We start from the raw sequence: 12,901 nt of genomic DNA, 5'->3' as shown, positions 1-12,901 counted from the left end.
GACCAGCACGGTCCCGCGCAAGGGATGCCATGAAGACAGTGAAGCAATCGGGCCACAGCCATCAGGAACCCTCACCGCAGCACCAGGAGGTGCTGGCGGTGGATGCGTTGTGCCATATGGGAGCGGCCCTGGGCGTGCTGGAGCTGCATGCCGAACGCGCCGGCTCGGCCATGGTGTGTGCCGCGCGTGATTTGCTGCGTGGCTACCACGCCAGCGCTGACCAGGCGGTGGCAGGCCTGCAGGCCGGCGGCCGCTCGGCAGGCGTGCTGCCGCAGCTGTCGCAGGACCTGGGCTATGCCATCGAGGTCATCGATCGCGTGAACGATGACGCACCGGACGACCTGGTGCTCTATGCCGTGACCTGCCTGCTCAGAAGCGCCCGAAGCTTTGCCGACGGCCAGCCGTGCGCAGCGGCCTGAGGCTCAGAGCTGGCCCTCGGTCAGCGTGTCGAGCTGGAAGCGGCCGGACTTGTCCCAGAGCCAGGTATCGGTATAGGTGATGCGGGCGGCGCCGGCAGGAGCGGGGAAGGGCGCGGCGGCGCGCACCAGGCGCTCGATCTCGCTCACCACCTCGGGGGCATGGCCGGGCGCGCGCATCCAGTGCAGGCGCTGGACCTGGCCGTTGCGGTCGATCTGGACCTGGAGCACGCCGATCGCGTAGAGCATGGGCGGCAACTGGCCCTTGTAGATGCGATCGGCATTGCGCGCGTACAGATGGTTGGCGGCCACCTTGCGGTACTGCAGCTGTGCGCTGGAGCTGACGTCGTCGGGGCGCGGGCCGGGGCCGGGCGGGGACTTGCAGGCCGTGACCAGGGAGGCAATGGCGGCCATCAGGCCGGCCCACAGCCAGGGGCGGCCGGAACGTGGCTTTTGCACGGAACTGTGCTGCGTGGAATCAGGGGAATCGGGCATGATTGCGAGCGTATCCTGAAACACTGCGGCACCGGCAGTCGGAGCGCAAAACTCAAGTGCCGCAGCGGACAATCCCGCAACAAATTCCAACGAAGCCCGCAGGCGCCACGACGGGCTGTCAGGTGCGCCCATGTGGAGTGACACGTTCAACAAAGTCGAGCAGGGCCTTGCGCAGGGGCCGCTGTGCTGGGTCGAAGTGATGGACTCGCGAGGCTCCGTGCCGCGCGAGCGCGGCGCCTGGATGGCGGTGTTCGCCGACCGCGTGGCCGGCACCATCGGCGGTGGGCACCTGGAGTTCGATGCCATCGACAGGGCCCGCAGCCTGCTGCGCGGCTGGGCAACGCCTGGCGAGCAGGGTAGCCAGGGCGGCCAGGTCGCCACCGAGCACCAGCACCGCTATCCGCTGGGCCCCAGCCTGGGCCAGTGCTGCGGCGGCGTGGTGATGCTGAGGTTCGTGCTGGTGCCCCAGGGCCGCATGGACATGCTGCGCGAGCGGCTGCAGCCGCCGCGCGACTGCGTGGCCCTGTTCGGCGCAGGCCACGTCGGCCATGCGCTGGTGCGCCTGCTGTGCAATCTTCCCTACCGCGTGATGTGGGTGGACAGCCGCGATTCGGTCTTCCCCGAGGAGGAGCACGAGCTCGTGCAGTGCGAGTATTCAGACCCCGTGCAATCGGCCGTGGCCGATCTGCCTGCAGGCTCCCAGGTGCTGATCATGAGCTTCAGCCACGCCGAGGACCTGGAAGTGGTCGCCCAGTGCCTGGGCCGCCAGCGTGCGCAGGGGGATCTGCCCTATGTGGGCCTGATCGGCAGCGCCACCAAATGGGCCACCTTCCGGCGCAGGCTGCGCGAGCGCGGCTTCAGCGATGCCGAGCTGGACCATGTGACCTGCCCCATCGGCGTGCCCGGCATCAAGGGCAAGGAGCCCGAGGTGATCGCGGTGGCCGTGGCGGCGCAGCTTCTGCAGCGGCGCAGCGCGGTGTCCGCGCGGAATCAGGGAAATCTCTAGTGAATTGATGCTGCGCAAGCCGATGGGTTGGCGAAAAATTGCATACACTTTGTGTCTACGAAATGGTCGCAGCGGTGCACCGGCGGTATATCTACCGGGTGCGCGGCCTTTTTCTTCTGCTCAGAGCGCCCGCAGTGGTGAGCAGGTTGAACACCGGCGGCCCCCACGCTGCCAAGGTTGAGAGCTATGGAAAGCTACATTCTCGACTGGGCCAACCTGCTGTTGCGGTGGCTCCACGTCATTACGGCCATCGCCTGGGTCGGTTCCTCCTTCTATTTCGTCTTCCTCGACAGCAGCCTGACGCCGCCCGTCGATGACGATCTCAAGAAGCAGGGCGTCAGCGGCGAACTCTGGGCCGTGCACGGCGGTGGGTTCTACCACCCCGTCAAGTTCAATGTCTCCCCGCCCAAGCTGCCGGACCACCTGCACTGGTTCTACTGGGAAAGCTACACCACCTGGCTCAGCGGCTTTGCGCTGCTGACGGTGTCGTACCTGTGGAACGCCAAGATCTACCTCGTCAATCCGGCCGATCCCAACGCCATGGGCTCGGCTGCGGCCATTGCCTCGGCCCTGGCCTTCCTGGTCGTGTTCTGGCTGCTGTACGACGGCATCTGCCGCGTCTTCGGCCAGAAGAAGAACGGCGACGCCACGGTGGGCGCCATGGTGCTGGTGCTGGTGTGCATCGCGGCCTTCCTGGCCTGCCACATCTTCCCGGGCCAGGCCGCCTTCCTGCTGATGGGCGCCATGCTGGCGACCTCGATGAGCGCCAACGTGTTCTTCTGGATCATCCCCGGCCAGCGCACGGTGGTGAAGGCCCTGAAGGAAGGCCAGCCCGTGGACCCCATCCACGGCAAGCGCGGCAAGCAGCGCAGCGTGCACAACACGTACTTCACGCTGCCGGTGCTGTTTGCCATGCTGTCCAACCACTACGGCTGGCTGTACAGCCATGAGCTGAACTGGCTGGTGCTGATCCTGATGATGTTCGCAGGCGCCGCCATCCGCCAGTTCTTCGTGATGCGCCACGGCTTCAAGCTGGGCCGCAATGCCCATCCCTGGCCCTACGCTCTGGTTGGCGTGCTGGTGCTGATCGGCACGGCCGTCTGGCTCAAGCCCGCGCCGGCGCCTGCCGCAGCGCCTGCGCCGGCTCCCGCCGCCGTGCAGTCGCCTGCCGCAACGACCGAGCCCGCAGCAGCGGCTCCCGGTGGTGACACGGCAGCGCCGGCTGCGCCTGCAGCCCCTGCGTCACCGGCTGCCGCCGCTCCTGCCGACGGCGCCGTCGGCTATGCCCAGCTCGCGCCCTTCTTGCAGCAGCATTGCGTGGTCTGCCACGGTGCCGCCCTGCAGCAAAAGAATGTGCGCCTGGACTCGCCCGAGCAGGTCAAGGCCCATGCCCAGCAGATCTACCAGCAGGTGGTGCAGCTGCGCAAGATGCCCTTTGGCAATCCGGGTGCCCTGAGCGATGACGAGCGCGGCATGGTCAAGCGCTGGTACGAATCGGGTGCATCGGTGAACTGATCATCCTGCCGCGCCCGTGCGCTGCCAACCACCCGCCCGCAGTCTCGCAAGAGCCTGCGGGCTTCTTGTTTCAGGCAGGCCAGGCCGCTGCGGTACCGTGCAGGGCCGGATGCCGCGCTTCATCGTGCGGCGTGTGCAGCGCGATGGCGCCGCGCCCCGGCAGGCTTTGCGCCTTGGCCTGCTGCTTGGCCAGGGCCGCGAGGTTGGCGATGTCCTCGGGTGCCAGCACGCTGCCCGGCGCGACGCGCACCACGCCGATGGACAGCGTGGTACAGGCAAAGAATCGCCGGATGCCGTGGCGGTCCTCGGCCCAGATGCCGCCGGCCTCGCGCGCCTGGTCGTCGAACAGCTGGCGCGCCTCGCCTGCGAAGGCGCCGACGATGTCCTCGCAGCGCCGCTGCCAGTCCTCGCTTTGCAGCAGCAGCATGAAGTCGTCCCCGCCCACGTGGCCCACGAAGTCGCGCCGCGCATCGCAGTGCGCCACGGCCAGCCGCGCCACCAGGCGGATCATCTGGTCGCCGCGCCAGTAGCCGTAGTGGTCGTTGAAGGGCTTGAAGTGGTTGAGGTCGGCATAGCAGGCCACGAAGCCGGCGCCGCTGTCCAGCAGGCGCTGCATGTGCAGGCTGATGGGGATGTTGCCGGGCAGGAAGGTCAGCGGGTTGGCGTGGCGCGCGGCCTCGATGCGGGCCTCGGTCACGCGGCGCACCAGCTGCTCGCCCGTGCCCAGGCCCACATAGCGGCCGTTGTCGGTGACGATGAAGCCGTCGCTCAGGTAGCGCTGGTCCTGCGAGGTCAGGATGCCGACGAGCTGGTCCACATCGCAGTCCAGCTCCACGATGCGCGGCTGCACGTTGGCAAAGGCCAGGCAGGGCTTGCGTCCGTGGACTTCACGGAAGTACAGCGTGGCGTAGTGGTTCATGAACTGCTGGCGGTTGATGAGGGCCAGCGGCCGGCCGGCCTCCACGACGGCAATGGCGTGCAGCTGCTGCCCGGCCTGGAACAGCTCGGCCACCTCGTCGTTGCTGGGCGCCGGTGCCACGCAGGGCGCCTGCATCACCATCAGGTTGCGCAGCACGCCCGGGCGGGCGCTGTGGCCCTGGTGGGGCAGCACGGCCACGCGCGGGTCCTGCGCCACGCTCAGCGCCTGCGGGCTGATCTGCGGCTGGGCGGCTTCGGCGGGCCGGCCCAGCAGCCATCCCTGGCCGTACGCAATGCCCAGGTCGCGCAGGGTGCGCAGCTCGTCCTCGGTCTCTATGCCTTCGGCGATCAGCGTGGTTCCGAAGACCTCGGCAATGCCCTTGATGGCCTGCAGCAGCTGCAGCGTGGCCGGGCGCTGCTCGATCTGGTGGATGAAGTACTTGTCGATCTTGACGAAGTCCGGCTTGGCCTCGGACCACAGGCGCAGGCTGGAGCGGCCGTCGCCAAAGTCGTCGAGCGCCAGGCGCGCGCCCGTGGCGTGCACGGCCTTGACGGCGGCGCAGACGGCGGGCATGTCGGTCACATGGTCGTGCTCGGTGATCTCCACCACCAGGGACCGCGCCTGCACGCCGAAGCCGCGCACCGTGTCCCCGACCATGCCGGGGCCGCAGACACCCACGGCCTGCACCAGCGCCTGGGCGCTGAGGTTGACGAACAGCCGGCCCGGCGCGCCCTGGCGGCCCCAGTCCTGCAGCGCCACGCAGACCGCCAGCAGCTCGAATTCCCGAAGAATGCCCTCGGCCGCAGCGCCCTTGAGCAAGGCGTCGGGCGTGTGCAACGGCATGCCCCGGGGGCCGCGGATCAGCGCCTCATGCGCATAGATGCTGCCGCTGCGCAAGTCGGCCAGCGGCTGGAAGACACAGTACAGGCCGCCCGCGCGCATGAGCTGTGCCACGGGGCCTGCACCGGACCGCACTGCGGCCGACAGCACGGCCGCCGCAGCGGGCAGGCTGGCGAGCATCTGGGGATCGATCATGGGCTCAACTTTTCAGTTGGATACATTACGTTTCATTGGTGACATACTTGTGACAAGTATGCCGCCTGTCGGCGTGCGTGCTGGCGGCCGATTGACGTGGCTCAAAACGCGGCGGCTGCAAAGCCGGCAAAGTTGCGTGCATGTTCGCCCTGTCTTCCTTGCAAGCTTTCGCCTTCGCGCCGGGTTCCGCCCAGGTGTTGGCCGCGGGTACCTGGCTCAGGCTGCGTCGGCAGTCGCCGGATACGGTGATGTATCTGGAACGCGGTCGCGTGCTCCTGGGCATAGGCCAGGGTGGGCAGATGCGCCACCAGCTGGGTGTGGTGGAGGGGCCGGCCTGGCTGGATGCGGCCTTTGTGCTGCAGCGGCGCGGCAGCAGCCTGGACATGCTGGCCGACAGCGATGTCCGCGTGCAGCAGTTGCCCCAGGCCGACTTCCTGCAGGCCGTCTCGCAACTGCCTTCTCCCGCCCAGCAACTGCTGCAGGACATGGCCCAGGCCTACTGCGCCCAGACCGAGCTGGCCGTGAGCCGCCTGTCCAAGGATGCCGAGGCACGCTGCGCACAGTGGCTGCTGCGCCATGCCATGCCGCACGAGGCGGGCGGCCTGCGCGTGACGCTGCACCTGCGCAAGCGGCTGATTGCCGCCCAGCTCGGCATTGCGCCCGAGACCTTCTCGCGCGTGCTGCGCCAGTTGCGTGAACATGGACTCATCGCGGGCCGGGGCAATGTCATCGATCTGCCCAAGCCTGCGGCGCTCGAGGTGCTGGCGGTAGGCTGATTCCCACGCCGCTGACGGGTGCCGGCCTGCAAGCGCCGGGACTTGCGGGGCGGGGTATCCACTGGTTCGCGGGTTCCACCCAGTGGGACGGCTTTCGGGTCTGCATATATTGAGGGCGTCATGTCACTGGACGCCCGTCGATCCCCCTTTTTCCAGGCGCTGCTGGCATCCCAGGATGCTCCGCAGGTGCCGGACTCGCCCTCGTGGCCGCGCGCGTCCACAGGCTGGGGCGCCATGCGCTGCACGGTGCTGGCGCTGGCCGCCGCGGCCGTGCTTGTGGTGGGCCTGGGCAGTGCCTGGTGGGTATCGCACAGCATGCGCCAGCAGACGCTGGAGCGCGCCATGGCCCGGCAGGCCGACGAGGTCGATACCGTGGCGCGCATGCTGGCCTCGCGGCTGGAGCAGCAGCAGCGCCTGCTGTGGGTGCTGGCCCAGGGCATGGCCGACCAGGGCGGCGACCCCAGCCGCCTGATGGGCGAGATGCTGCGCGGAGACGCATCCGTGCGGCTGTTCGACACATTGCAGCTGGCCGATGCGCGTGGGCAACTGCAATTGAGCCTGCGCGGCGGCCGCTCCGAACCCCTGGTCGATCTGGACGAAGGCGTGCGCGACGTGATGCGGCGCAGCCTGGCCGATGGCAAGCCCGTGGTCTCCACCATGGTCCGCAAGGGGGCCGATCCCGCAATGATGGAGTTGCTGTACGCCGTGCCGCTGCGCACCGGCAACGGCACGGTCAGCGGCGTGCTTTCGGCGGGCGTGCGCATGTCCGGCCAGGCGCTGCTGCCGCCCGGCATCGACCCTTCGCGCTCCGCAGGGCGGCTGCTGGTCATGCAGCGCGACGGGCAGATCCTGGCCCACTCCGATCCTTCGCGCTGGACGGCGCGCGCCGAGGCCGAGCCCGGCCTGGGCGCGGACTGGTTGCAGGACCCTTCCGCCGGCGGCCTGCAGGTGGGCCCCGATACCCAGCGCCGCGCCGGCTACCTGGTGACGACGGCCGGCATGCCGCTGCCGCAGTGGCTGGTGGTCAGGATCACCCCCGAGGAAGCCATTGCGCCCAGCCTGGCGCCGCGCGTGCTCTGGTGGCTGCTGGCAGCCGTCGCGGGGGTCACCGCGCTGCTGGTGCTGCTGCTGATCCTGGTCACCGAACCCATGGCCGCCTTGCATCGCAGTGCACGCCAATGGCTGGCGAGCCAGGGGCGGCTGATGGCCGAAGAGCCCGATCCCGCGCCGGAGCCGGCGCCAGGCCATGCAGAGGAAGGCGGCTGGCGCATGCCCTGGACCCATGCCTGGGGAGAGGCTTCCACGCTGTGGCAGGCCCTGCACCGCCTGGGCCAGATGGGCCAGGACCAGGCCCACGAGGTCGGCCGGCTGCAACTGCAGCTGCAAACGCTGATGGACTACGCGCCCGTGGGCCTGGTGGTCACGCATGCGGCGCATCTGGAGCTGGTGGGCCTGCAGGCCGCGCGCATGCTGGGATATCCGCCGCGCGAACTGCAGGGGCAGGCGATACGCCAGCTGTGCGCCTCCGACGCTGCGCACGCACAGTTGCTGGAGCGTGTGCGCAAGGACCTGGACATGTACGGCCAGTTCGACAGCGAGCAGTGCTTTGTCCGCAAGGACGGCCGCCCCATCTGGGTGCGCCTGCACGGCCAGAGCCTGCAGCGCCTGCAGCGCGGCCTGGAGCCACGCGCCGTGGTGCCGGCCGATCCCACCCTGGTCTGGGTGGTCGAGGACGTGACCATGCAGCGCCTGGTGCGCGAGCAGCCGGGCTGGAAGGCCATGCACGATCCGCTGACCCTGCTGCCCAACCGCGAGGCCTTTGCCATGCGCCTGCATGAATGGCTGCAGGAATGCAGCGCCGCCCAGCGCCTGCCCGCCGAGGCGCTGCAGGAAGAGGTCTCCTCCTCGCAAGCCGACGCCGAGGTTGCTGCCGTGGCCACGGCCGCGGTCGAAGTCGCCATTTCTCCCATGCCGCACCATGGCGTGATCCTGTTCCTGGACCTGGACCACTTCGCCCACGTCAACCAGCAGGGAGGCCATGCGGCCGGCGACGAGGTGCTGTGCCACATGGCCCGGCTGATCGACAGCGTGGTGCGGCCCTTGGGCTGGGTGGCGCGCCTGGGCGGCGACGAGTTCGCCGTGCTGCTGGCCGGCGTCCCGGCCGAGCAGGGCATGCTGCTGGCGCAGAGCCTGTGCATGGCCGTGCAGGACTGGGAAGGCGCGCACGAGGGCCAGCGCTACCTGATGGGCGCCAGTGTCGGCATGGTGGTGCTCGATGCCCGCCAGCACACGGTCAGCAGCGCGCTGCGCTCGGCCGACATGGCCTGCTATGCGGCCAAGCGCAAGGGCCGCAACCGCGTCGAGGTGCTGGAGGCCGCATGAGCGCCGGGGCCGCGCCTCATTCGAAGGATTCGCTGAAGCGCCGCAGTCCCTCGGGATCGATCAGGGTCAATGCCCCATAGGAGACGCGGACCGCTCCGATGTCCTCCAGCTCTCCCAGGGTGCGATTGACGATCTGGCGCGACACGCCGGCCAGGCTGGCCAACTCCTCCTGCGACATGCCCAGGTGCCGGTTGCCGGTGTCCGGATACAGCCTCGAATCGGTCAGCTCCGAGATGCAGTGCGCCACATGGCGGCTGGAATGGTGCAGCCGCGCATGCTCGCAGCGGCCGATGAACTGGCCCAGGCGCGCATTGAGCTGGTCCAGCAGGAAGCGGTTGAAGCCGAGGCTGCGCTCCAGCAGCCAGTGAAAGGTGCTGGCCGGCATCAGTGCCACCAGCGTATCCTCGATCGCCGTCGCGTCGAACGGCCAGCATTCGTGCTTGAGCAGTGTGCCCTCGCCGAACCAGCAACCCGGGGTAAAGGTGGCCAGCGTGGTGCTGCGCCCGGTAGGCGACAGCGCATGGATCTTGACCGCTCCCTGGACGATGCCGGCCCAGTGGCCGGCCCGGTGCGTCTTGTGGCAAAGCGGGGCGCCGGCCGGTATGTGCCGCAACAGCACCTCCCGCCGCAACCTGAGCAGGTGGGCCCTGCTCAGGTGGGGCGCAAAGGGCGCGGACTTGAGGACGGCGTTGATCGTGGGCGGCTGCATGGTGCTTGATGCAAATCTTCAATGAAAGTCTGCTGCTTCATTGCATGGATTGGCACGCTGCAAACCCTGATCACCGGCCCCCGGACCCCTGCGGGACTTCGCGCAGGGTGCAGCTCAATCGTTGCGCGAGACCGGCGCAGGCCCGGCCTTGGTGCCCGCCGGGCCGGCACTGAAATCGGTCAGGAAGGCCGCCTCCTGGCTCTGGCCCGTTCCGGCCTGGCTCCAGTCGCACACTCCTGCCGCAAACACTGCGGCAAGGCGCTTTTGCTGGGCCGGGCTGAAGGTGATGCCGGCGTACTCCGGGCTGGTGAACGAAAGGGGCTTGAGCTGGCACTGGTAGATGTCCTCCGCGAGCGGACCTCCGGCCAACTGGCGTGGCGACAGGGTCGGCTTGAGGGGACAGGCTGGGTCGTCCAGGGCCAGGACTTTGTCGAGATCCGAAGGGGCGGCTCCCGTTGCGGCGATGCATCCATCCCTGACATCCGAAGGCCTGTTGCGCACCACTTTCTGTGCCAGCGCCGCGCCGGTGGTGTCGCGCTCCACGGCGGTCAGCCAGCGGTCCATCATGACAAAGGCCTCGCGTCGCATGGCAGGGGCGATCAGCAGCGGGACCATGCCCTTGCTGGCGCGGATCACGTGGTTGTCATGGTGGCCGTTGGCGGCATCCAGCCGTGCGCGTTGCTGCAGGCTGCGCCAGGTCATGTGGATGTCGCTGCCGCCCTCGGGCCGCAGGTCGATGATGGCCACCTGGGACAGGTTCCTGCCGTTGCTGGTGAGGCCACTGCTGTAGAGCCTGGGCAGCAGGCTGGCCACGGCCCGCTCGCGGGCTGCCGGCCTGGACGCAGTGCCGCCGGTCCAGTCCATGTCGTTGGTGTAGCTGCCGATGCCTTCGTTGAGCTGCACGAAAGCCTCCGCGTCGATGGCGCCCGACTGCAGTGCCTTGAGTCCGTACTGCAGGCCCGTGTTGTCATACGGCAGCTGCGGCTTGGTGTGGCCGTCGGTGTCCTTGAACGTCCCGAACACCGGGACCAGCATGTCGTGGATCGAGCAGCGCACGCCCTGGCCGCGTGTGCGCGGGTCGTAGACGATGGAGGCGGGAAAGCCCACGCCGCAGTTGTCGGGCAGCCGGGGGTTCTGGGGGGCGATGAAGCTCCCTACCCATTTGTCGCAGTAGCTGGCCGGATGGCCATTGATGGCGGCCTTCGCGGTGTCGCTCAGTGCCTGTCCTGCGGCCGTCCTGTAGTAGTTGGACAGCAGGCCGCAGTCGCGTGTTTCCATCCAGGTGGACACCGCATCGGGATAGCTCAGCCCCGTCTGTATGCCCTGCAGCAGACCCGGCATGGCGGAGGCGATCACTGTCTGCATCATGGAGCCACCCGAGTCGCCGTCGCCCATGGTGTAGCGCACTTCGCCGTAGTTCTCGAACAGGTGCTCCTTGATGCGCATCATGTTCTCGGCGGCCAGCAACTCGTTGTTGTTGTGCAGGTGGTTGGTCAGCATGGCTTTCACGACCATGTGGCCTGCCGCGAGCGCGTTGGGGTCGAACGGCAGGCTGCCGCTGAACTGGTCGAGGAGGTTGACCGCCGGCTCCTGGAAGCGATTGCCGGAAGCGGCTGCGCCGAATCGCCACAGCACCTTGCCGTTCCATCCCTTTTGCGGCTCCCAGGGCGTCCAGGCAAGCGCGGGGTCATGGTAGGCCAGGATCTGGTAGGTGCCGCGGCCCATGACGCCAGTTTCCAGGCGCAGCAGGTGCTTGACCGTATCTCCGCGGTCGTTGGTGAAGTCGGCGATCTCGCTGTCGGCCGGGCGCTGCGATGGGTCGTAGGCCACATGACAGGGCGTGGCGCCTGCCGGACCCATCGTGCAGGCTCTGCCTTGCCTGGCCTTGGGCATGTAGTAGTAGGTGTACTGGGTCCTGGTATTGCACTGGACATCCACCGGATCGGTATCGAGACCGCTGACGCGCGTGGTCACGGTCGCCGAAAGTGCCGTGCCGGGCACGGAAACGGTGGCTTGCGCGCCATTGCGCGTGGCGCAGATCCACGGCGCGGTCTGCGGCCCGGCGAAGATGGGATCGCCCCGGCCATGGTTGGTGATGTCCAGCCGTGCCCTCGCGCTGCCGGCCGCCGTGGCGGTGAGGATGTTGGCGCCCACCCTCAATCCCTCGACCCGGCCCAGAATCCGGCCATTGGCGCGCTGGGCGAACCGGGCGGTGACATCCGTGCCATTGAGCGCCACCTTCAGCGCACCGGGCGGGCTGCCCTTGGGCAGCACAATTTCAATATAGGCATTGCCGTCGCTGATCATGTCGGCCCGGTTGGACAGGCTGCGTATCTCGATGACACCCAGGCCTGAATCACCGCTGCCGCCGCAGGCGGTCAGCACACTGGCGAGCGTGGCTGCGGCCACCATGCCCGAAAAAGGGGTTGGCTGTTTCATCGTCTTGTCTCCTGCAATCCACTTCCTTTTGAAGCGATTTCATTGAATCACGCTAACAGTCTGCAAGTCTGTATAGGTTTGGACAATGGTTTGCCGGCGACTGGCTCGCATATTGCATGTGCTGCGTGCACAAGTGTTTAACCGCCCCTGCCCAGGGCATTCTTGGTGCTTGTATCTAGCTGGCGGGGGTCATGGCTGGGTTACGCTGCGGGCTCCCCATGACCTGCGGCGCGTCCCCGGCGCGACCGCTCTTTTTTTCGCTGATTGCTTCGCTACATGCGCGACCAGGCCCTGTTCGACAAGATTGATCTGCACCTGATACGGGTGCTGCACACGGTGCTGACCGAGCGCAGCGTCTCGCGTGCCGCATTGCGCCTGGGCATGCACCAGCCGGCGGTGTCCGCCGCGCTCAAGCGCCTGCGCGACCTGGCCGGCGATTCGCTGCTGGTGCGCTCGGGCGCGCACATGCAGCCCACCGAGGCCGGGCTGCGCATGGTGCAGCCGGCGGCCGACATCCTGCGCGCGGCCGAAGGCCTGTTCAGCGATGCACGGCATTTCGATCCCCGCACCTCCACGCGCACCTTCCGCATCGCCGCCAGCGACTACCTGGACCCGCTGTTCCTGCCGCGCCTGGTGGCCCACCTCAAGACCGAGGCGCCCGGCTGCCCCGTGGACATCCTGGCCCTCAACGGCGACGCGCACTACGAGGTGCAACTGGCCCAGGGCGATGTGGACGTGGTGATCGGCAATTGGCCCGAGCCGCCGCAGGGCCTGCACATGGCCAGCCTGTTCGAGGACGAGGTGGTCTGCCTGGTCAGCCCCCAGCACCCGGCCGTGCGCCGCGGCTGGGACGTGGCCCAGTGGCTGGAGGCCGAGCACATCGCGCCCACGCCCACCTACCCGGGCGCGCGCGGCGTGATCGACGACCAGCTCTCCCGCATGGGCCTGCAGCGCCAGGTGGCGGCGCGCTGCGCGCATTTCAGCCTGATTCCCGACATCGTGGCCACCAGCTTGCTGGTGCTGACCACGGGGCGGCTGTTCTGCGAGCGCTTCAGCCAGCGCCTGCCCCTGGTGATCCTGCCTTGCCCGGTGGAGTTTGCACCGCTGGTGTACTACCAGCTGTGGCATGCCCGCACGCACATGGGCGCGTCCACGCGCTGGCTGCGCGACGCTGTGCGGCAGGTGGCGCTGATGTCCCGTGCCCGCTAG

General features: G+C 68.3%; 10 protein-coding genes. 6 read left to right on the top strand and 4 right to left on the bottom strand.

The window, feature by feature from the left end; translation table 11 throughout:
• Window positions 1-29: 29 nt before the first annotated feature.
• Window positions 30-419 (top strand): hypothetical protein, encoded by a 390-nt coding sequence (locus U6958_RS26535; RefSeq protein WP_016449774.1) that lies wholly within the window; start codon window positions 30-32, stop codon window positions 417-419.
• A 3-nt stretch (window positions 420-422) separates the two neighbouring features.
• Here the strand turns inward: U6958_RS26535 and U6958_RS26530 are convergent, their stop codons facing one another.
• Window positions 423-911 carry a hypothetical protein gene (locus U6958_RS26530; protein ID WP_016449773.1) on the bottom strand — a complete coding sequence of 163 codons (489 nt, stop codon included), beginning with the start codon at window positions 909-911 and terminating at the stop codon, window positions 423-425.
• Between the two features lie 130 nt (window positions 912-1,041).
• Here U6958_RS26530 and xdhC point away from each other — a divergent pair, with 130 nt between their 5' ends.
• Together xdhC and U6958_RS26520 are read left to right on the top strand one after the other, a co-directional pair.
• Window positions 1,042-1,917, top strand: coding sequence for a xanthine dehydrogenase accessory protein XdhC (gene xdhC, locus U6958_RS26525; RefSeq protein ID WP_043790727.1), 876 nt, complete (start codon window positions 1,042-1,044; stop codon window positions 1,915-1,917).
• A 186-nt stretch (window positions 1,918-2,103) separates the two neighbouring features.
• Window positions 2,104-3,432 (top strand): urate hydroxylase PuuD, encoded by a 1,329-nt coding sequence (locus U6958_RS26520; RefSeq protein WP_016449771.1) that lies wholly within the window; start codon window positions 2,104-2,106, stop codon window positions 3,430-3,432.
• Between the two features lie 70 nt (window positions 3,433-3,502).
• Here U6958_RS26520 and U6958_RS26515 read toward each other — a convergent pair whose 3' ends face one another.
• A complete protein-coding gene (locus U6958_RS26515) occupies window positions 3,503-5,386 on the bottom strand; it encodes a phosphodiesterase (protein ID WP_074921619.1) in 1,884 nt (627 codons plus the stop codon).
• Window positions 5,387-5,526: 140 nt separating this feature from the next.
• On the opposite strand from U6958_RS26515, the gene U6958_RS26510 reads away from it, so the two are divergent.
• Complete coding sequence (locus tag U6958_RS26510) at window positions 5,527-6,162, top strand: Crp/Fnr family transcriptional regulator (RefSeq protein WP_016449769.1); 636 nt, start codon at window positions 5,527-5,529, stop codon at window positions 6,160-6,162.
• Between the two features lie 120 nt (window positions 6,163-6,282).
• A complete protein-coding gene (locus U6958_RS26505) occupies window positions 6,283-8,544 on the top strand; it encodes a diguanylate cyclase domain-containing protein (protein WP_074921618.1) in 2,262 nt (753 codons plus the stop codon).
• A gap of 16 nt (window positions 8,545-8,560) precedes the next feature.
• On the opposite strand, the gene U6958_RS26500 is transcribed toward U6958_RS26505, so the two are convergent.
• Entirely contained in the window at window positions 8,561-9,253 is a 693-nt protein-coding gene (locus tag U6958_RS26500; protein ID WP_017404028.1) for a Crp/Fnr family transcriptional regulator, read from the bottom strand.
• Window positions 9,254-9,367: 114 nt separating this feature from the next.
• A complete protein-coding gene (locus U6958_RS26495; RefSeq protein WP_074921617.1) occupies window positions 9,368-11,692 on the bottom strand; it encodes a DUF6351 family protein in 2,325 nt (774 codons plus the stop codon).
• Between the two features lie 276 nt (window positions 11,693-11,968).
• Between U6958_RS26495 and U6958_RS26490 the strand changes: the two genes are divergently transcribed.
• Complete coding sequence (locus tag U6958_RS26490) at window positions 11,969-12,901, top strand: LysR family transcriptional regulator (protein WP_016449767.1); 933 nt, start codon at window positions 11,969-11,971, stop codon at window positions 12,899-12,901.

It is taken from the genome of Delftia lacustris (genome assembly GCF_040267515.1).
In the GTDB taxonomy this organism is placed as follows: domain Bacteria; phylum Pseudomonadota; class Gammaproteobacteria; order Burkholderiales; family Burkholderiaceae_C; genus Comamonas; species Comamonas tsuruhatensis.
This window is presented reverse-complemented; position numbering and strand designations above follow the sequence as displayed.